This window comes from Propionicimonas sp. (assembly GCF_049840635.1).
Lineage (GTDB): Bacteria > Actinomycetota > Actinomycetes > Propionibacteriales > Propionibacteriaceae > Propionicimonas.
Map to the genome: position 1 here is coordinate 120,195 of NZ_JASGKL010000005.1, position 18,068 is coordinate 138,262.

Genomic DNA, 18,068 nt, shown 5'->3' on the forward strand with positions numbered 1-18,068 from the left:
GTTAGCCTCACCTATCGAAAATCGCCCAATGCGGCCACGAGGTCGGCGGTGGCCATCCCGACCGCACCGATACCCCGCAGGTCGCCCCATCTCTCGTCGCTTCCCCCGGAGATCGCGTCGACGACCATCACCACGCGGAAATCACGCTGGGAGGCGTCCAGGATCGTCGCGCGCGGGCAGTTGGGCAGGTTGCACCCGGCCACGACCACGGTGTCGACGTCCAGGGCACGGAGCAGGTCCTCCAGCCCGGTCCGGTGGAAAGCGCTCCAGCGCGGCTTCCAGAGCAGCCACTCCCCCGGGCCGACCTCCTGTGGCCTGCCGGCCAGCAGCACGTCGGGATCGGGGGCGACGTCCCTGCCGAGCAGGCCGGCAGGGACCCGGGCGCCATCGGGCCCCGGCCGCACCGGGCCCACCCCGTCCGCCACCAGGCCGCGCCGGACGAGGTCCACGTCCGCTACCGCGTAGAGCCGGACGACGTGGAACAGAGGCCGTCCGGCCCGACGAAACGCAGTGGTGAGCGCCCCCAGAGAGGGAACGAGGCTGGACGTCCCCGGCACCGGCAGCGCGCCACCGTCCAGGAAATCGGCCTGCACGTCGATCACCAGCAGCGCCGAGCGGTCCAGGTGCGGCTGCGTCCAGCTGTCCGACGGATCCATGCGGCCACGCTAGCCGCCTCCCGCGGCAGCGCAGGAATACCGTGTCAGGCGACGGCTGTGCCTTCCATGTCGAACCAAGGAGCAGAGAATGCAGATCATCGGCCTCGTGCTCGCCGGAGTGGCGGCGGGGATCCACGTCTACATCTTCGCGCTGGAGTCGTTGTGGTGGACGACGCCGCGGGCCAGGAACGTCTTCGGCACCTCGGCCGAGGAGGCCGCGGCGACCCGCGAGATGGCGTTCAACCAGGGCTTCTACAACCTGTTCCTCGCGATCATCGTCGCGCTGGGCATCGCGCTGTTCGCGTGGGGCTGGAGGACGGTGGGATCCACTCTCGTCTTCGCGGGAGCGGGGTCGATGGTCGCGGCGGGCGCGGTCCTCGCGCTGTCCTCGCCCGACAAGCTGCGCGCGGCGCTGGTGCAGGCGTCGCCGCCGCTGCTCGGCGTCCTGCTGTTCGGCCTCGGGCTGGCCACCTGACCACGACTGGCAGGATGGCCGAGTGAGCGAGACCCCGATCCCCGACGGCGCGCGTCGCGTCGCAGAGAAGCTGGCCAAGCTCGGCCACCCGCACGAGGTCGTCCTGCTGCCGGTGACCGGCCGGACGGCCGCCGACGCGGCCACGGCACTGGGCGTGGAGCTGGGCCAGATCGCCAAGAGCATCGTGTTCCGCCGGAAGTCCGATGACGCGGCCGTGCTCGTCGTCACGTCCGGCGACCTCCGGGTGGACGAGAAGAAGGTGGCCGCGCTGGTCGGGACCCTGGGCCGCGCGGACGCCGACTTCGTGAAGGCGAGCACCGGCTTCTCGATCGGGGGCGTCTCGCCGGTCGGCCACACCACGCCGCCGGTGATCCTGGTCGACCGCGAACTCTTCCGGTTCGACCAGATCTGGGCGGCCGCAGGCCACCCGTACGCGGTCTTCCCGCTCTCCCCCGACGAACTGGTCGCGCTCACCGGCGCCCCCGTGGCCGACGTCACCTGACCGCGGCACGCGGCTCAGAACAGGATCGTGGAGAACTCCCCCACCTGCTCGAAGCCGACCCGCTCGTAGCAGCGGATCGCGCGGGTGTTGAAGTCGTTCACGTACAGGCAGGCCGTCCCGAAGTCTGCGAGGACGTACTCGGTGACCGCGGCGATCGCCGGCTCCGACAGGCCGCGTCCCCGCAGGGACGGGTCGAGCCACACGCCCTGGATCTGCGCCGCGGGACCGCTGACGGCCCCCACGTCGCTCTTGAAGACCACCCGGCCGTTCTCGACGATGCCGAACGCGCGCCCGGAGTCGACCAGCCAGCGGCAGTACGTGCGGTAGCTGGTGTCGCCGCCGGCGAGCGGATCCGTCCCGACCTCCTCGGTGTACATCGCCACCGAGGCCGCGAAGTAGGAGTCGAAGTCGACGGCGGCGATCGGACGCACCCGTGGGTCGGCGGCCACCTTCGGCGCCTCGCTGGTCGCCATCACCGGTTGCCGCGCGCGGACCTCCCTGACCTGGCTGTAGGCCCGGCCCCAGCGCTCACCCAGGGCCCGCCACAGCGGCATCACGAACCAGGAGGGGCCGACGATCGACTGGCAGGTCCTCCGTCTCCCCGCCGCCTCGACGAACGCGGGCAGCGGCTCGGCGTCCGTCACGACGGGGACGAGGTTCGCCCCGATGTGCAGCAGCGCGGTCGGCGCCTCGGCCGGCCAGCCCCACAGGACGCCCGGCGCGCCTGCGCCGAGCACGCCCGCGTCCAGGCGCGAGCCGACGAACACGTTCAGGACCGGGTCCTCGGCGACCAGGCGCCGGGCGGTGGCAGCGTCCCAGCTGGTGAGGATCCGGGCGGACATCGTCAGCCGACGGAAACCTGGACCGGGCCGGACTCGACGTCGGCCATCTCGGCAGCCAGCCGGTTCGCCTCCTCGATCAGTGTCGCGACGATCTCCGACTCGGGGACGGTCTTGATCACCTCACCGCGGACGAAGATCTGGCCCTTGCCGTTGCCGGACGCGACCCCGAGGTCGGCCTCGCGGGCCTCACCCGGCCCGTTCACGACACAGCCCATCACGGCCACCCGCAGCGGCACCTCCATGCCCTCCAGGCCGGCGGTGACCTCTTCGGCGAGCGAGTACACGTCCACCTGGGCGCGGCCGCACGAGGGGCAGGACACGATCTCCAGGTGCCGCGGACGCAGGTTCAGCGACTCGAGGATCTTGATCCCGACCTTCACCTCCTCGGCGGGCGGGGCAGACAGCGACACCCGGATCGTGTCGCCGATGCCCTTGGCGAGCAGCGCACCGAAGGCCACCGAGGACTTGATCGTCCCCTGGAAGGCCGGGCCGGCCTCGGTGACGCCCAGGTGCAGCGGGTAGTCGCAGGCCTCGCTGAGCTGCTCGTAGGCGCGCACCATCACGACCGGGTCGTGGTGCTTGACCGAGATCTTGAAGTCGCGGAAGCCGTGCTCCTCGAACAGGCTGGCCTCCCACAGCGCGGACTCGACCAGGGCCTCGGGGGTCGGGGCGCCGTACTTGGCGAGCAGCCGCTTGTCGAGCGACCCGGCGTTGACGCCGATCCGGATCGAGACACCGGCCTCGGTCGCCGCCTGGGCGATCTGCTTGACCTGGTCGTCGAAGGCGCGGATGTTGCCGGGGTTCACCCGGACGGCCGCGCAGCCGGCGTCGATCGCGGCGAACACGTACTTCGGCTGGAAGTGGATGTCGGCGATGACCGGGATCTGGCTCTTCTTGGCGATGATGTGGAGCACGTCGGCGTCGTCCTGGCTGGGGACGGCCACCCGCACGATGTCACAGCCGGTGGCGGTGAGCTCTGCGATCTGCTGGAGCGTGCCGTTGATGTCGGTCGTCTTCGTGGTGGTCATGGACTGCACCGAGACCGGCGCACCCCCACCCACGAGCACCTTGCCGACCCGGATCTGCCTGGTCGGCCGGCGCGGGGCCAGCACGGGCGGAGGGGTGGCGGGCATTCCCAGGTTGACGGTCATCTACTCCTCGTTCTGTCCGGCGGCGGCACTCCTGCCACCGCCTGCGCAGACAGCCTACCTATCCGGACTCGTCGCGCAGCAGCCATCGGGGCCCACCTGCACAGTTGTCGGCCGCGCAGGGCAGGATGGGACCGCCCACACGCCGCAGCGAGAGGTGAGAAGCATGGCCGAGCTGTCCGACCGGGACGCGGAATTCTCGACCTTCCTCGATGCCGCGTCCGCGCCACTGGCCGAGCAGGCCCTGCGCCTGGCCGGTGACGGCGAGGCCGCGTCCGACCTGCTGCACCGGGCGCTGGTCCGCACCTACGTCAGCGGGAAGAAGCTCGCCCCGCAGGACGCGGCCGCGCACGTCGTCGCACTGATGCGCCGTGAGGAGGGCGGCCGCCGCGCACCCTCGGCAGGGACAGACGCCACTGTCGAGGTCGATCGCGCAGCGATCCTCGACGACGCCCACGAGGCCCTCCGCGGCCGGCGGATGGCCCTGATCGTCGCCGGCCTCGCCACCCTCGCCGTGGTCGCCTCTATCGTCGTCGGCATCCTGATCACCGCGCTGGTGCCTGGCGCCTGAGCCGCGGCCGCTCCCCTCGGCGCGCGCCCTTGGGCCCCGTCCACCGGTTCTTGCTCCCGAAAGGCGGCCTTGCTCCCGGAATTCGGGGAGCAAGGCCGCCTTTCGGGAGCAAACGCGGAGATCAGAACAGCTGCACGGGGCTGATGATGTCGGCGAGGATCAGCGCCACGCCGCTGACCAGCAGCAGGCCGCCGACCGCGTAGGCGACCGGGAGCAGCTTGGCGGTGTCGAAGAAGCCGGGATCGCGGCGTCCGAACAGCTTCGCGAGCCTCCGGCGGGCACCCTCGTAGAGCGCGCCGGCGATGTGGCCACCGTCCAGCGGGGGCAGTGGCAGGAAGTTGAACAGCGCGAGGAACAGGTTCACCGAGGCCAGTAGCGAGAAGAAAGTGGCCGCCTTGGCCGGCCACCCCACGTCGCCGGACGCGACCACCTGGCCGGCGACCGTGCTCGCACCGACGATGCTGATCGGGTCGTACGGGCTGCGCGGCTGGCCGGTCACCATGTCCGTGACGACGTGCCACACGCGGACGGGGAACTGGACCAGCGCCACCGCGCTCTGCTTGGTCAGCGTCCACATGTCGCCGATCACCTCGACCGGACCGCCCTTCACCAGCTCCCGCTGCGGGCTCACGCCGAGCCAGCCCGCCTGCACGGTCGTGCCCGGGTCGAGCGTGTCGGCCACCGAGTTCACCACCGTGTGCACGGGGGTCAGCGTGACCTCGGCGCCGTTCCGCTCGACCACGAGACGCGCCTCGCCGTCCAGGTTGGCGCGGATCAGGCCGCTGAGCTGGTCGTAGGACGTGATCGTGACGCCGTTGAAGCTGACCACCCTGTCCCCCACCTGCAGGCCGGCCTGCGCGGCGGGCGAGGCGGGGTCGGACGCCGCGCACTCGGTGCGGGTGGTGTCGGTGATCACGCAGGCCTGCACGTAGGCGATCGTGGTCTGGGCACGGACGGCGCCGTAGCCGGCGGTCACACCGAGCAGCAGGAAGAACGCGATCAGCAGGTTCATCACCGGCCCGCCGGCCATCACGACCAGCTTCTGCCAGGTCTTCTTCTGGTAGAACAGCCGCTCGTTGGCCACGTCGTCAGGAGTGATGTCCTCCCACTCGACCTCGCGGGCGCTGTCGGCGAACTCGGCCAGCCGGGTACGACGCCGCTTCCCGTCCTGCCGGGGCGGGTACATCCCGAGGAGCTGGACGAAGCCGCCCAGGGGGAACGCCTTCACGCCGTACTCGGTGTCGCCGCGCTTCGTCGACCACAGGGTCGGGCCGAAGCCCACGAAGTACCGGGGCACCCGGACGCCGAACAGCTTCGCCGGCACCATGTGCCCGATCTCGTGCAGCGCCACCGAGACCATGATCAGCGCGAAGAACGCGATCCCGAACCCGATCACGATGAGGGTGTCCATCCACTACTCCTGGTCGATCCGTGCCGCTGCCTCCGTGCGCGCCCAGCCATCCGCCGCCAGGACGGACGCCACGCTGGGCGGCGCCTCCTCCGGACGGGCGAGGTGGGCGTCCACCACGTCGGCGATCACCTCAACGATGCCAGTGAACTCCAACTTCCCCGCGCAGAACGCGTCCACGCACACCTCGTTGGCCGCGTTGTACACCGCGGGGGCCAGCCCACCGGCCTTCCCGCAGCGCCGGGCGAGCTCGACGGCAGGGAACGCCTCGTCGTCCAGCGGCTCGAACGTCCAGGCCGCGGCCTTCGTCCAGTCGCAGGCAGGCACGGCGTCCGGCAGCCGGTCGGGCCAGGCGAGAGCGAGTGCGATCGGCAGCCGCATGTCCGGCGGGGAGCACTGGGCGATCGTGGAGCCGTCGTGGAACTCGACCATCGAGTGGACGACCGACTGCGGGTGCACGACGACCTGGATCGCGTCGAGGTCGACCCCGTACAGCAGCGCGGCCTCCAGCAGTTCGAGCCCCTTGTTGACGAGGGTCGCGGAGTTGATCGTGATCACCCTGCCCATCCGCCAGGTGGGGTGCGCCATCGCCTGCCCCGGCGTGACGCCCCGCAGCTGGTCGCGGGAGCGACCGCGGAACGGTCCGCCGGAAGCGGTCAGGATGAGCCGGCGGACCTCGTCGGACCGACCCGCGCGCAGCGCCTGCGCGAAGGCGGAGTGCTCGGAGTCGACGGCGACGATCTGGCCGGGCGCCGCGGCGTCGGTGACCAGACGGCCGCCGATCACCAGCGACTCCTTGTTGGCCAGGGCGAGCGTGGTGCCGACCCCGAGGGCGGCCAGGGTCGGCTCGAGCCCTGCGGCGCCGGTGATGCCGTTCAGCACGACGTCACACTCCAGCGCGGCGAGCCGTGTCGCCGCGTCCGGGCCCGCCCACACCTCGGTGCCGGGCAGTGCGGACGCGACCTGGTCGGCGGCCTCCGCGTCCCCGACCGCCACGACGGCGGGACGCAGCGCGCGCGCCTGCTCGACCAGGAGCGGGACCGACGACCCGCCGGCGGCGAGCCCGACGACGCGGAACCGTTCGGGATGGCGGGACGCGACATCGATCGCCTGGGTGCCGATGGAGCCGGTACTCCCGAGGATCACGACGTCGCGGGTCAAGGCACTTCCTTCCGAACGGGCTACCGACGCAGCTTACGGCTCTCGCTAGGCTGCACAGCTATGAGCACCCCACGGGGACCCCGCATGAGCACCCGACGGGGTCCTGCATGAGCGAGGAGCGCAACGTCCTGGGCGGGCCGCTCGAACCCTGCGGCGGCGACCCGGTCACCGGCTTCTACCGGGACGGCAGCTGCACGTGCGGACCCGCGCAGGCCCGACACCTGGTCTGCGCGGTCGTCACCACCGAGTTCCTCGCCCACCAGCGGCTGGTCGGCAACGACCTGACCAGCCCGTCCGCGGGGTTCCCCGGCCTGGTGCCCGGTGATCGCTGGTGCGTGGTGGCCGAGCGTTGGGCCCAGGCGTACGCGGCCGGCGTGGCGCCGCCGGTGATCCTCGCCGCGACCAACGTCCGCGCTCTCGACATCGTGCCGCTGGAGGTCCTCTCCGACTTCGCCGCGGACGTCCCCGACGACCCGAGCTCGCTCACGACCTGAGCCGATGGACACCCCGGATCTCCCCGCGATCGAGATCGAGTCGCTCGCGCAGTTCGACGCCCATCTCGCTGCCGGCCGTCCGCTGGCCGGCTGCTCGGTCGCGTCCCTCGACCTCACCGGGCGCAGCGCGTCCCTGGCATCGGCCGACGTGCGCGGGGCGGTGTTCCTCGGCTGCACGTTCGCGCCGGGCGTCGAGGCGGGCATCGAGGCCAGGGGCGCGCTCGTCTTCCCACTGCTGCCCGACCTCCCGTTCAACCCGTACCGCGCCGGCCTGTACACGGCGGACGAGCTGTACGCGGGCCTGGAGCGCGGCTACCGTTACACCCTGGACGCGAGGAACTACCGCTGGTGGCGACACGTCGGCCGGCACCGCAGCCTGACCAGCGAGCTCGCGATGACCCTGCACGACCACGCCATGTCGGACGCGCTCGCCGACCTCCACCTGGACGGGGCCGTCGGCGTGATGGGCGGCCACCAGCTCGTGCGCGGGTCTGACGGCTACACGGAGGCCGCGGGGCTGGGACGCGCGCTGGCCCGCGAGGGGAGGGCCGTGATCACCGGCGGCGGGCCGGGGGCGATGGAGGCGGTGAACCTCGGGGCGTCGCTGGTCGGCGGGGAGGACGACCTGTCCGCCGCGCTCGCGCTGCTGGCCGAGCAGCCCCGCTTCAGCGAGGACGTGGAGTCGTGGGTGGCTGCGGCGTTCGCCGTCAGGGACCGCTGGGAGCTGGGTGGCGCCAGCTACGGCGTCCCGACGTGGCTGTACGGGCACGAGCCGCCGAACGTCTTCAGCACGGGGATCGCCAAGCTGTTCTCGAACGCGATCCGCGAGGACGTGCTGCTGCGGCAGGCGTCCGGAGGCCTGGTCTGCCTGCCGGGCGCCGCCGGCACCGTGCAGGAGGTCTTCCAGGCCGTCACGCCCCGCTTCTACGCGCTGGCCGACGACCCCGTCCCGCCGCTCGTCCTGGTTGGCGTCGACTACTGGACGCACACCCAGCCGGCGTGGCCCCTCCTCCGCGCGCTCGCCGAAGGCCGTCCGATGGCCGCGGCCACCCACCTCGTCGACACCGTGGCAGACGTCCCCGCCCTCCTGTCGCGCTGACGCGGAGATCCCGGGTCAAGCCCGGGATGACAAGGGCGAGCGAGCGGTCACGGTCCCTGAGGAGCCGCGCGGCGAGGAACGAGCCCCACGGCGTCACGAAGGGCCGCCGCCACGATCAGGCGGACGCTCCTCAGGGAACGCTCGACGTGTGGCTTCCCCAGGTCACGACAGGCCGGCGGCGCGCCTGACCAGCTCGCCGATCTGCTCCTCCTCCGCGGGGCCGATCGTCGTGAGCGCGTAGGACGTGGGCCACATCGCGCCGTCGTCGAGGGCGGCGCCGTCGTTGAAGCCGAGGGTGGAGTAGCGGGCCTTGAACTTTCCGGCGGGCTGGAAGAACACCACCGCCTTGCCGTCGCGGTAGTAGGCCGGCATGCCGTACCAGGTCTTCGGGGCGAGGTCCGGCGCGACCTTCGTCACGATGGCGTGCACCATCTGCGCCGTCTGGCGATCACCGTCGTCCAGTGCGGCGATCTTGTCCAGCAGGTCCTGGACGTCCAGCGCCGCCTTGTCCGCCGCGCCCTTGCGCTGCTTCTCCGCCTTCAACTCCGCGGCGTACTCCTTCATCGCCGCGCGTTCCTCGGCGCTGAACCCTGCCGAGGACGTGCTCTCCCGTGCCATACCGCTCCTCCTGTGCTCCGTCGTCGGGGTCCATCCTGACGCGCCAACCCTGCCGCGCGCTTCTCCATTCCTGCTCAGGTCGCGCGGTCGTCCGCCACCAGCGTCACCACCCGCTTGCTGACCAGCGTCACGGCGGCGATGGTGATCAGCGCCCCCAGCAGCATCGCTGTCGCCTCGCCCTCGACCAGCAGGCCGAGCGTCTTGCCCAGCGCCGCGGCGCCGACGGGGACACCGAGTTGCGCGGCGGTGCTGACGGCGAGCGGCCACGGCTGCCCGGTGAACGACAGCAGGCCGTGGGCCAGCAACGGCACCAGCCCCAGCGCCACCCCCAGCGCGATCGCCTGCGGGGAGGTGACCAGCGCCCGCAGGTCCAGCGAACTGCCCAGCCAGACGAAGAAGATCGGCGCGAAGAAGCCCTCCGTGAGGGCGAAGGTCTGGTTGGCGACCCGACGGGGCTCGCCCGCCGCCGACACCGCGAGACCCATCGCGAACCCGGCCAGCATCACCGAGACCTGCATCGTCACCGCGACCGTCGCGAGCACGAACAGCATCGTCAGCGTCACCCGCAACTCCATCGCGAGCTCGCGCTTCTCGCTGAGTTCGTGCAGGGCCTTCCGGCGTCCGGTGCGCTCGGCCCAGGAGAGGAAGGCGAAGAACGCGGCCGCCACGGCCAGCACCGCCACCGCTCCGAGCGCCGCCCTGCCCACGTTCGCCGGGTCGAGCACGAGCGGGAGGACCACGATGCAGGACGCGTCGGCGATCGCCAGCTGGGCGAGCATCTCCAGCCCGGCCCGGCTCGTCACCGGTGTGCCGCCGAGCGCCGGCATCACGATGCTCGCGCTCGAGGACGCGATCAACACCGCGTACAGGGCGCCGTGGCCCGTGCCGAACAATGCGCCGATGCCGAGGCCCAGCGGGACGGCGAGGACGCCGACGGCGATCGCCCGAAGGGCGCCGTTGCGCAGCCCGCCTGCCATTGCCTTCTGCCGGATCGGCACGTGCGTCCCCGCGACGAACATCACCAGGGCGAACCCGACCTGCGCGAGGAACGCCAAAGTGGTGTCCTCCGGGTCGACGACGCCGAGCCCGGTGCGTCCGAGCAGGACGCCGACCGCCAGTTCGCCGATCACCACGGGGATGTGCACCATCCGGTTGAGGCTGACGATCGGCCCCAGCATGGCCACCGCGCAGATCAGCGCGAGCAGGGCGAAGCTCACCGATCCACCACCAGGCACGGGATGTCGATGTTCTCGTCGGTGTAGTAGCACGCGCACACCCGGTGGTAGCCGTCGGCGATCTCCAGCCGCAGGCCCTGCGCGAGGAGGCCGCGGACCAGCAGGATCGGCGACAGCGCGGCGCCGGACCGCACCTTGGCCAGGTCGGAGGCGACGTGCGGGTTGGTCACCCCGAGCAGCGGCAGCTGCGCTGCCCGCAGGATGTCCTTGGCCTTGAAGTGGACGATGCTCGCCGCCCTGAACTTCGCGACCAGCGGGTCGACCACGTCGGCGGGCGCGACCAGACTGAGGTAGGACGCCGCCGCCGGGTAGTCGTGCTCCTCCGGCGCATCAAGCCAGAGCACGGCCGGCGCGGGCGCCTTGCCGGATTTCGCCACGACCGGTCTCCTCCCGACGAGTCGCCCGAAACTCTACGCGCGCCGAACGTCCGATCCGCGAGCGACGACCTTTCAGGCGCCCTGGGCGGCGAGCTGGCCGCAGGCGCCGTCGATCTCGCGGCCCCGGGTGTCGCGGACGGTGACGGCGACGCCGCGGGCCTCCAGCCTGCGCACGAAGGCGTCCTCGTCCGAGCGGCGGGACGCGGTCCAGCGGGAGCCAGGGGTCGGGTTCAGCGGGATCAGGTTCACGTGCACCCAGCCGTAGCCGGTACCGCCGAGCAGGTCGGCCAGCGCGTCGGCACGCCAGGCCTGGTCGTTCACGTCCCGGATCAGCGCGTACTCGATCGACACCCTGCGTCCGGTCGTCTCGAAGTAGCCGCGGGCGGCGTTCACCACCTCGCGGGCGTTCCAGCGCGTGTTGATCGGGCACAGCTCGTCGCGCAGCTCGTCGTCCGGGGCGTGCAGGCTCACCGCCAGGGTGACCGGCAGCCCTTCCGCGGTCAGCCGCTGGATCTGGGGCACGAGTCCGACCGTCGAGATCGTGATCCCGCGTGCGGAGATGCCGAGCCCCTCGGGGGCAGGGGCGACCATCGTCCGGACCGCCCGCAGCACGGCCGTGTAGTTCGCCATCGGCTCGCCCATGCCCATGAACACGATGTTGTTGATCCGGCCCGGGCCGCCGGGCACCTCGCCGTCGCGCAGCCGGCGCGCGGCGTCCACGACCTGGGCGAGGATCTCCCCGGTGCTCAGGTTGCGCTGCAGCCCGCCCTGCCCTGTCGCGCAGAATGGGCACGCCATCCCGCAGCCGGCCTGGGACGAGATGCAGACGGTCGCCCGCTCCCGCCCGGAGCCGCTCGCCCGGACGCCGGGCACGCCGTAGCGCATCAGCACGCTCTCGACGAGCGAGCCGTCGTGCAGCCGCCACAGCGTCTTCACCGTCGTGCCGCCGTCGGCCGACTGGTCGCGCACCCGCTCCAACAGGGACGGGGCGAAGCGCGCGGCGAGCACCTCCCGCTCGACCTTCGGGATGTCGGTCCACCCGGACGGGTCGGCCTCCAGCCGGTCGAACAGGTGGCGGGTGAGCTGGTTCACCCGGAACTTCGGCAACCCGAGGGCCGCGATCTCGTCCGCCCGCTGCGCCGCGTCCAGGTCCGCCCAGTGCAACGGCGGCTTGCCGCGCCGGGGGGTGCCCAGGGCCAGCGGGACAGTGCGTCCCGCCTCGGCGTGGGCGACCGACTCCGCGTACGCCGACACCTCCTCCGGCGTCAGCCCGGTCACCAGGCCACCCCCGAGAGGACGAACACCAGCCACGCGGCCGGCGCGGCGACCAGCGTGGAGTCGAGGCGGTCCATCACGCCGCCGTGCCCGGGCAGGAACGAGCTCATGTCCTTGATCCCCACGTCCCTCTTGATCAGCGACTCGATCAGGTCACCGGCCGTCCCCGTGACCACGACGACGACGGCGAGCAGCAGCCCGAACCACCACGCCTGGTGGAGCACGTAGACGCTCAACAGGATGCCCAGCGTGCTCGCGAGGACGACCGAGCCGGCCATGCCCTCCCAGGTCTTCTTCGGGCTGATGTTCGGGGCCATCGCGTGCCGGCCCAGCGTCGCGCCCGCGGCATAACCGCCGACGTCGCTGGCGACCACGCAGACGAACACCGCCACCACCTTCGCCACCCCGTGCTGCTCGGCGAGGATCAGCCCGACGAAGGACGCCAGCAGCGGGATGTAGCCGATGATGAACAGGCTCGCGGCGCTGTCCTTCACGTAGTTCTCCGCGCCGCCGAACATGCGCCAGATCAGCGCCAGCAGCACCGTCCCGCCGATCGTCCCCAGCAGGACGACGTGCCAGGGCACCTTGGACACCGACTGGAGGGCCGCGGCGGCGTACGACCCCCCGATGATCGCGACGTTGCCGATCACGACCGGCACGATCGCCGAGCGCATCCCGATCCGCAGCAGCGCCTGGTGCACCTCGATCGTGCCCAGGCTGGTCAGCGCGACGAGCAGGACGATGAAGCCCACCGGCCACCAGGCGAGCGTGATCACCACGTAGATGAACAGGCCCAGCCCCACCGCGATGGCGGCGGGCAGGTCCCGGCCCGCACGCGAGGTGCGCGGACCGGGCTGGGGGTCGCTAGCGGTCACTCGGGGCCCCCGCGGAGTTGTTCGGAGGAGCGCAGCGGAGGAGAAGAACTCCGTGGGGTGCTCAACTCAGACCTCCAGCAGTTCCGCTTCCTTGGCCTTCAGCAGCTCGTCGACGCTGTCGACGTGCTTCTTGGTCGCGGCCTCCAGCTGCTTCTCCGCCCCGCGGGCGTCGTCCTCGCTGATCTCCTTGTCCTTGACCAGCTTGTTCACGCTCTCGATGCCGTGCCTGCGAACGTTGCGGACGGCGACCCTGGCCTCCTCGGCCTTGTGGCGGGCCAGCTTGATGTACTCCTTGCGACGCTCCTCGGTGAGCTGCGGCATCACCAGCCGGATCACGTTGCCGTCGTTGGCGGGGTTCACGCCGAGGTCGGAGTCCCGGATCGCCTTCTCGATGCCGGCCATCGCGCCGCGGTCGAACGGGCTGATCAGCACCGTGCGGGCCTCCGGCACCTGGAACGTGGCCAGCTGCTGCAGCGGCGTCGGTGCCCCGTAGTAGTCCACCATCAGCTTGTTGAACATCGCCGGGTGGGCCCGGCCCGTCCGGATCGCCGCGAACTCCTCGCGGGCGTGGTCGACCGCAGCGACCATCTTGTGCTCGGCGTCCTTGATGATCTCGTCGATCACGAGGTCCCTTCCCTTCTCGTTCTCCCGCGCGCGTTCAGGCGTGCAGGGTGGTTCCGATCTTCTCACCTGCGACGACCCGCGCGATGTTCCCCGGCACGCCGAGGTCGAAGAAGACCATCGGCAGCCGGTAGTCGCGGGCGAGGCTGATCGCCGTCGCGTCCGCCACCTTCAGGTCCCTGGACAGGAAGTCGTCGTAGGTGAGCTCGTCGAACTTCTTCGCGTCCGGGTTGGTGCGGGGGTCGGAGTCGTAGACGCCGTCGGTGCCCTGCTTGGCCATCAGCAGCACGTCGGCGTGGGTCTCCAGCGCCCGCTGCGCCGCCACCGTGTCGGTGGAGAAGAACGGCATCCCCGAGCCGGCGCCGAAGATCACGACCCGGCCCTTGTCGAGGTGCCGGATCGCCCGCAGCGGGATGTACGGCTCGGCCACCTGGCCCATGGCGATCGCGGTCTGGACGCGGCTCGCCGCGCCCGCCTTCTCCAGGAAGTCCTGCAGCGCGAGGCTGTTCATGACGGTGCCGAGCATGCCCATGTAGTCCGCGCGCGCCCTGTCCATCCCGCGGGTCTGCAGCTCCGCGCCGCGGAAGAAGTTGCCGCCACCGGTGACGATCGACACCTGCACGCCGGTCGCGACCACGCCGGCGATCTCCTCTGCGATACCGGCGATCACGTCCGGATCGACGCCCAGCTTCCCGCCACCGAAGGCCTCACCCGAGAGCTTCAGCAGGACACGGCGGTAGGGACTGGTCATCGGGGATCCTCCAGGGCGGTCGCGGGCGGGCGTCGTCGTCAGGGCGCCTGCCCCACACTAACGGACGCAGGACGCCGAAGCGGCCGCCCAGCACAGCTGGACGGCCGCCCGGGTGGGCCTGGCTCAGGCGCCGGCGGCGAACCGCACGAAGCGCTTGACCTCGACGCCGTTGTTCTTCAGCAGCTGGCCGACGGTCAGCTTGTCGTCGGAGACGCTCGGCTGCTCGACGAGGACGACCTCCTTGTAGAAGCCGCCCAGGCGTCCGTCGACGATCCGCGGGATGATCGCCTCCGGCTTGCCCTCCTCCTTGGCGGTCAGCTCGGCGATGTGACGCTCGTTGGCGACCACGTCGGCCGGGACCTCGTCGCGCGTGACCCACTGCGGGGACATGGCCGCGATCTGGTGGGCGATGCCGCGGATGAACGCCGCGTCCTCCTTGCCCGTGTACTCGATCATGACGCCGACCTGCGGCGGCAGGTCCTGGGACCGCTTGTGCAGGTAGATGTCCACCGGGCCGGCGTAGGTCGCCGAGTTGGCCAGCTCGAGCTTCTCGCCGATCTTGGCCGAGAGCTCGTTGACGGCGTCCTGGACGGTCTTGCCGGACGGGAGCGCGACGGCGCTGGCCGCCTCGACACCGTGGGCACCGGCGGCGTCCACCGCGGCGGCGATCTGGGCGGCGAGTTCCATGAACTCCTCGTTCTTCGCCACGAAGTCGGTCTCGGCGGCCAGCTGGATGACCGTGTTGCCGGACGCGGCGACCAGGCCGTTGGTGGCCTCGCGGTCGCTCCGCTTGGCCATCTTCGCCTGGCCGGTGACCCGCAGGATCTCGACGGCGGCGTCGAAGTCGCCGTCAGCCTCGGTGAGGGCCTTCTTCGCGTCCATCATCCCGGCGCCCGTGGCGTCGCGGAGCTTCTTGACGTCCGCGGCAGTGATCGTTGCCATTCTCTTCGTTTCCCTTACTTGGTCTTCTTGGCGGGCTTCGCTGCGGCCGGCTCGGCCACCTCGGCCTCGACGACAGGCTCGGCCTCGGGCTCGGTCTCCACGACGGCCTCGGCCTCGACGACAGGCTCAGCGGCCACGACGGGCTCAGGCTCGACGACGGGCTCAGCGGCCACCTCGGCCTCGGGCTCGGCCGCGATCTCGGCCTCAACCTCTGCGGCCACCTCAGCGGTGATCTCTGCGACGTCCTCGGCGATCTTCTCGGCGCCGGCGGCGACCTCCTCGAGCTCCGCCTCCTTCACGGCGGAGACCGGCTCGGCCTCGGCCGGGGCGGCGTCACCGGAGAGCAGGTCACGCTCCCAGTCGGGCATCGGCTCGGCCTCTTCGCCGGTGGCGGCACCGGAGGAGCGGGCGAGCAGGCCCTCGGCCACGGCGTCCGCGAGCACCCGGGTGAGCAGGGCGACCGAGCGGATCGCGTCGTCGTTGCCGGGGATCGGGAAGTCGACCTGGTCGGGGTCGCAGTTGGTGTCGAGGATGCCGACGATCGGGATCCGCAGCTTGCGGGCCTCGTCGATCGCCAGGTGCTCCTTGTTGGTGTCGACCACCCAGATGGCCTGCGGCAGCTTGTGCATGTCGCGGATGCCGCCCAGGGTCTTGGCCAGCTTGTCCTTCTTGCGCTTCTGCTGCAGCAGTTCCTTCTTGGTCAGCCCGGACGAGGCGACGTCGTCGAAGTTGATGCCCTCGAGCTCCTTCATCTTCGCGATCCGCTTGCTGATCGTGCCGAAGTTGGTGAGCATGCCACCCAGCCAGCGCTGGTTCACGAAGGGCATCCCGACGCGGGTCGCCTGCTCGGCGATGGCCTCCTGGGCCTGCTTCTTGGTGCCGATGAAGAGCACCTGGCCGCCCTTGGCGACGGTGTCCTTGACGAAGCCGTAGGCGGTGTCGATGTAGGAGAGCGACTGCTGCAGGTCGATGATGTAGATGCCGTTGCGCTCGGTGAAGATGAACTTCTTCATCTTGGGGTTCCAGCGACGGGTCTGGTGCCCGAAGTGGACGCCGCTGTCGAGCAGCTGGCGCGTGGTGACGACGGCCATGGCGGTTCCTTTCTGCGCGGGCGGGCGGACGCGGCCGCCGAAACCCGCTTGGGTTGTCCGGGCCGAACTCTTCGGCCCGCCTGACGCAGCCGCCGGTGACCCACCCATCGCTGGGACCACGGGGCCGGCCCGCCAGTGGCGGAGGGACTGCGTGCGAAGTCGCCCCGGATCGGTCCGGAACGCTCCGGCCATCCTACGCGCTCGACGGGCGCGGCCACCAATCGGGGTTTTCCACAGACGAGCGGTTCCCGGAGCGTCATCCACAGGCGGCGGAACCGGGTGAGCGCTGCCGGCCCCCGTTGCCGAGGATGAGGGCATGAAGAAGCTACGACTCGTGATGCTGGCGGCGCTGGCGGCCTGCCTGTGGGCCGCCGGGGCCGCCCCGCCCGCCACCGCGGGGCCGGTCGCCGTGCTGCCTCTCGACGGACCGGTCGTGCGGGGGTTCGATCCCCCGGACCAGCCCTGGCTGGCCGGGCACCGTGGCGTGGACATCCGGGGACCGGTCGGCGCGCGCGTGGGCGCGGCGATGGCCGGCACTGTGGTCTTCACCGGCACCATCGCCGGGCGTGGCGTGGTCGTGGTCTCCCATGGGGAGTTGCGCACGACCTACCTGCCGGTCGAGGCGTCGGTGCGGGCGGGCGACACGGTCGCCGCGGGCGAGCGGCTGGGGACGCTGCGGGCCGGCCACCCGTGCCCCGGTGGCACCTGCCTGCACTGGGGGCTGAAGCGCGGCGACACCTATCTGGACCCGATGGGCCTCCTCGACCCGGAGCCGCTGCGGCTGCTCCCCGGCACCGCCATCGCCGGCGTCGGGACGTGACCCTCCGAGCGGCTGTCCCGGGGCGACGCCGGCCCGCGTGGGCCCGTCGGCGCCTTCCGGGGCCCGACCAGGACCCGGTCAGGCGCGCGGGTGCGCCTGCTGGTAGGCCTTCCGCAGCCGGTCGCCCGAAACATGCGTGTACAGCTGCGTGGTGGCCAGCGAGGAGTGCCCCAGGAGTTCCTGCACCGAGCGGAGGTCGGCGCCACCCTCGAGCAGGTGGGTGGCCATCGCGTGGCGGAGTCCGTGCGGCCCGAGGTCGGGAGCGTCCGGCACGGCGCCGAGGGCCCTGTGCACCATTCGGCGGACGACACGGGGGTCGATGCGGGCGCCGCGGTCGCCGACGAACATGGCCCTGCCCGCCGCCGCGCGGGCCAGTCGTGGACGGACGTCCAGCCAGCCATCCAGGGCGCGCAGGGCCGGAGCCCCGAGTGGCACCGTCCGCTGCTTGCCGCCCTTGCCCATCACCCGCAGCAGGCCGCGCTGGGTGTCGAGGTCGTCGGTGTCGAGGCCGACCAGTTCGGAGACCCGGATGCCGCTCGCGTAGAGCACCTCGACGATGGCGAGGTCCCTGCGGCGAGCGGCGCGCTCGTCCTCCGGTTCGGCCTCCTCGACCCTGGCCGCCAGCCCGTCCAGCGCGCGGCGGGCCTGGTCAACATCGACCGTGGGGGGCAGCCGCCGGTCCACGCGTGGCGAGCGTAGGGCCTGCGCCGGATCGGAGGGCAGCCGGCCGGTCCGGGCAGCCCAGGCGAAGAAGGCGCGTACTCCCGCGGCCCGCCGCTGCAGGGTCGCCCGATCCGCGCCGGTGGCGTGCTGGTTGGCCAGCCAGGTGCGCAGGTCGGCCAGCGTGACCTCGCCCGGCTCGCCCTCCCCCACTCGCGCCAGGTGGCTGAACAGGTGGGTGAGGTCCCCGGTGTAGGCACGGACGGTGTGGGGCGACAGCCCCCGTTCGAGCCGGAGGTGGTCGGCGAAGGCCGCGATCATTGCCGCAGCACGCGGGGCCAGCTCCACCGTCTCGTCCACCCGGCCAGCGTCACCCCGGGGCCGCGCTCGTGCAAGCGCACCCGCCGCGAACCATAAGATGTCGGGGGCGACCAGGAGCGAGGAGAG

20 protein-coding genes and 1 pseudogene are annotated in these 18,068 nt (G+C 71.7%); 6 read left to right on the forward strand and 15 right to left on the reverse strand.

The genetic code is table 11. The annotated features are described in order from the left end of the window. Window positions 1–11: 11 nt before the first annotated feature. The gene (locus QM779_RS06530) at window positions 12–656 is read right to left on the reverse strand and encodes an isochorismatase family cysteine hydrolase (RefSeq protein ID WP_428533417.1); all 645 of its coding nucleotides are present in this window, start codon (window positions 654–656) and stop codon (window positions 12–14) included. A gap of 88 nt (window positions 657–744) precedes the next feature. Between QM779_RS06530 and QM779_RS06535 the strand changes: the two genes are divergently transcribed. Together QM779_RS06535 and QM779_RS06540 are read left to right on the forward strand one after the other, a co-directional pair. Next, window positions 745–1,131 (forward strand): DUF1304 domain-containing protein, encoded by a 387-nt coding sequence (locus QM779_RS06535; protein WP_428533420.1) that lies wholly within the window; start codon window positions 745–747, stop codon window positions 1,129–1,131. Window positions 1,132–1,153: 22 nt separating this feature from the next. Beyond that, the gene (locus tag QM779_RS06540) at window positions 1,154–1,633 is read left to right on the forward strand and encodes a YbaK/EbsC family protein (RefSeq protein ID WP_428533423.1); all 480 of its coding nucleotides are present in this window, start codon (window positions 1,154–1,156) and stop codon (window positions 1,631–1,633) included. A 14-nt stretch (window positions 1,634–1,647) separates the two neighbouring features. On the opposite strand, the gene QM779_RS06545 is transcribed toward QM779_RS06540, so the two are convergent. Both QM779_RS06545 and ispG read right to left on the reverse strand, forming a co-directional pair. Further along, window positions 1,648–2,475 carry a GNAT family N-acetyltransferase gene (locus QM779_RS06545; RefSeq protein ID WP_428533426.1) on the reverse strand — a complete coding sequence of 276 codons (828 nt, stop codon included), beginning with the start codon at window positions 2,473–2,475 and terminating at the stop codon, window positions 1,648–1,650. Between the two features lie 2 nt (window positions 2,476–2,477). Beyond that, complete coding sequence (gene ispG / locus QM779_RS06550; RefSeq protein WP_428533429.1) at window positions 2,478–3,626, reverse strand: flavodoxin-dependent (E)-4-hydroxy-3-methylbut-2-enyl-diphosphate synthase; 1,149 nt, start codon at window positions 3,624–3,626, stop codon at window positions 2,478–2,480. 163 nt (window positions 3,627–3,789) lie between these two features. Between ispG and QM779_RS06555 the strand changes: the two genes are divergently transcribed. Further along, window positions 3,790–4,194 (forward strand): hypothetical protein, encoded by a 405-nt coding sequence (locus QM779_RS06555; RefSeq protein ID WP_428533432.1) that lies wholly within the window; start codon window positions 3,790–3,792, stop codon window positions 4,192–4,194. A gap of 121 nt (window positions 4,195–4,315) precedes the next feature. Here the strand turns inward: QM779_RS06555 and QM779_RS06560 are convergent, their stop codons facing one another. Continuing rightward, window positions 4,316–5,605 (reverse strand): M50 family metallopeptidase, encoded by a 1,290-nt coding sequence (locus tag QM779_RS06560; protein ID WP_428533435.1) that lies wholly within the window; start codon window positions 5,603–5,605, stop codon window positions 4,316–4,318. Between the two features lie 3 nt (window positions 5,606–5,608). After that, window positions 5,609–6,763, reverse strand: coding sequence for a 1-deoxy-D-xylulose-5-phosphate reductoisomerase (gene dxr, locus QM779_RS06565; RefSeq protein WP_428533438.1), 1,155 nt, complete (start codon window positions 6,761–6,763; stop codon window positions 5,609–5,611). A 107-nt stretch (window positions 6,764–6,870) separates the two neighbouring features. Between dxr and QM779_RS06570 the strand changes: the two genes are divergently transcribed. Together QM779_RS06570 and QM779_RS06575 are read left to right on the forward strand one after the other, a co-directional pair. Further along, window positions 6,871–7,257, forward strand: a complete 387-nt coding sequence (locus tag QM779_RS06570) for a DUF2237 family protein (RefSeq protein ID WP_428533441.1) — start codon at window positions 6,871–6,873, stop codon at window positions 7,255–7,257. 4 nt (window positions 7,258–7,261) lie between these two features. Next, complete coding sequence (locus QM779_RS06575; RefSeq protein WP_428533444.1) at window positions 7,262–8,356, forward strand: LOG family protein; 1,095 nt, start codon at window positions 7,262–7,264, stop codon at window positions 8,354–8,356. 162 nt (window positions 8,357–8,518) lie between these two features. On the opposite strand, the gene QM779_RS06580 is transcribed toward QM779_RS06575, so the two are convergent. The 9 genes and pseudogenes from QM779_RS06580 to rpsB all read right to left on the reverse strand — a co-directional run. Beyond that, window positions 8,519–8,974 (reverse strand): iron chaperone, encoded by a 456-nt coding sequence (locus QM779_RS06580; RefSeq protein WP_428533447.1) that lies wholly within the window; start codon window positions 8,972–8,974, stop codon window positions 8,519–8,521. A 74-nt stretch (window positions 8,975–9,048) separates the two neighbouring features. After that, window positions 9,049–10,191, reverse strand: a complete 1,143-nt coding sequence (locus QM779_RS06585) for a cation:proton antiporter (protein ID WP_428533450.1) — start codon at window positions 10,189–10,191, stop codon at window positions 9,049–9,051. Continuing rightward, complete coding sequence (locus QM779_RS06590) at window positions 10,188–10,586, reverse strand: hypothetical protein (RefSeq protein ID WP_428533453.1); 399 nt, start codon at window positions 10,584–10,586, stop codon at window positions 10,188–10,190. The genes QM779_RS06585 and QM779_RS06590 overlap by 4 nt, the downstream gene beginning before the upstream one ends. 72 nt (window positions 10,587–10,658) lie before the next feature. Continuing rightward, entirely contained in the window at window positions 10,659–11,867 is a 1,209-nt protein-coding gene (rlmN, locus tag QM779_RS06595) for a 23S rRNA (adenine(2503)-C(2))-methyltransferase RlmN (protein WP_428538330.1), read from the reverse strand. Further along, window positions 11,861–12,736, reverse strand: coding sequence for a phosphatidate cytidylyltransferase (locus QM779_RS06600; protein ID WP_428533456.1), 876 nt, complete (start codon window positions 12,734–12,736; stop codon window positions 11,861–11,863). Before QM779_RS06600 ends, rlmN begins: the two co-directional genes overlap by 7 nt. A gap of 66 nt (window positions 12,737–12,802) precedes the next feature. Beyond that, window positions 12,803–13,357 (reverse strand): ribosome recycling factor, encoded by a 555-nt coding sequence (frr, locus tag QM779_RS06605; protein WP_428538333.1) that lies wholly within the window; start codon window positions 13,355–13,357, stop codon window positions 12,803–12,805. Window positions 13,358–13,394: 37 nt separating this feature from the next. Beyond that, window positions 13,395–14,108 (reverse strand): UMP kinase, encoded by a 714-nt coding sequence (gene pyrH, locus QM779_RS06610; RefSeq protein WP_428533459.1) that lies wholly within the window; start codon window positions 14,106–14,108, stop codon window positions 13,395–13,397. Between the two features lie 123 nt (window positions 14,109–14,231). After that, complete coding sequence (tsf, locus tag QM779_RS06615) at window positions 14,232–15,050, reverse strand: translation elongation factor Ts (RefSeq protein ID WP_428533462.1); 819 nt, start codon at window positions 15,048–15,050, stop codon at window positions 14,232–14,234. Between the two features lie 254 nt (window positions 15,051–15,304). Continuing rightward, window positions 15,305–16,141: pseudogene (rpsB, locus tag QM779_RS06620) on the reverse strand (30S ribosomal protein S2); the annotation flags it as partial. 316 nt (window positions 16,142–16,457) lie between these two features. Here rpsB and QM779_RS06625 point away from each other — a divergent pair. After that, entirely contained in the window at window positions 16,458–16,961 is a 504-nt protein-coding gene (locus tag QM779_RS06625) for a murein hydrolase activator EnvC family protein (RefSeq protein ID WP_428533465.1), read from the forward strand. Window positions 16,962–17,039: 78 nt separating this feature from the next. Here the strand turns inward: QM779_RS06625 and QM779_RS06630 are convergent, their stop codons facing one another. Beyond that, on the reverse strand, window positions 17,040–17,942 hold the full coding sequence (locus QM779_RS06630; protein ID WP_428538336.1) for a tyrosine recombinase XerC: 903 nt from the start codon (window positions 17,940–17,942) through the stop codon (window positions 17,040–17,042). Window positions 17,943–18,068 lie beyond the last annotated feature (126 nt).

What these genes read in the sequence shown, in the direction of transcription:
- QM779_RS06535 (WP_428533420.1), top strand. Translation starts at nt 745, where the DNA reads ATGCAGATCATCGGCCTCGTGCTCGCCGGAGTGGCGGCGGGGATCCAC.
- pyrH (WP_428533459.1), bottom strand. Translation starts at nt 14,108, where the DNA reads ATGACCAGTCCCTACCGCCGTGTCCTGCTGAAGCTCTCGGGTGAGGCC.
- QM779_RS06575 (WP_428533444.1), top strand. Translation starts at nt 7,262, where the DNA reads ATGGACACCCCGGATCTCCCCGCGATCGAGATCGAGTCGCTCGCGCAG.
- QM779_RS06545 (WP_428533426.1), bottom strand. Translation starts at nt 2,475, where the DNA reads ATGTCCGCCCGGATCCTCACCAGCTGGGACGCTGCCACCGCCCGGCGC.
- QM779_RS06555 (WP_428533432.1), top strand. Translation starts at nt 3,790, where the DNA reads ATGGCCGAGCTGTCCGACCGGGACGCGGAATTCTCGACCTTCCTCGAT.
- QM779_RS06625 (WP_428533465.1), top strand. Translation starts at nt 16,458, where the DNA reads ATGAAGAAGCTACGACTCGTGATGCTGGCGGCGCTGGCGGCCTGCCTG.
- QM779_RS06580 (WP_428533447.1), bottom strand. Translation starts at nt 8,974, where the DNA reads ATGGCACGGGAGAGCACGTCCTCGGCAGGGTTCAGCGCCGAGGAACGC.
- QM779_RS06570 (WP_428533441.1), top strand. Translation starts at nt 6,871, where the DNA reads ATGAGCGAGGAGCGCAACGTCCTGGGCGGGCCGCTCGAACCCTGCGGC.
- ispG (WP_428533429.1), bottom strand. Translation starts at nt 3,626, where the DNA reads ATGACCGTCAACCTGGGAATGCCCGCCACCCCTCCGCCCGTGCTGGCC.
- tsf (WP_428533462.1), bottom strand. Translation starts at nt 15,050, where the DNA reads ATGGCAACGATCACTGCCGCGGACGTCAAGAAGCTCCGCGACGCCACG.
- QM779_RS06630 (WP_428538336.1), bottom strand. Translation starts at nt 17,942, where the DNA reads ATGATCGCGGCCTTCGCCGACCACCTCCGGCTCGAACGGGGGCTGTCG.
- QM779_RS06560 (WP_428533435.1), bottom strand. Translation starts at nt 5,605, where the DNA reads ATGGACACCCTCATCGTGATCGGGTTCGGGATCGCGTTCTTCGCGCTG.
- QM779_RS06530 (WP_428533417.1), bottom strand. Translation starts at nt 656, where the DNA reads ATGGATCCGTCGGACAGCTGGACGCAGCCGCACCTGGACCGCTCGGCG.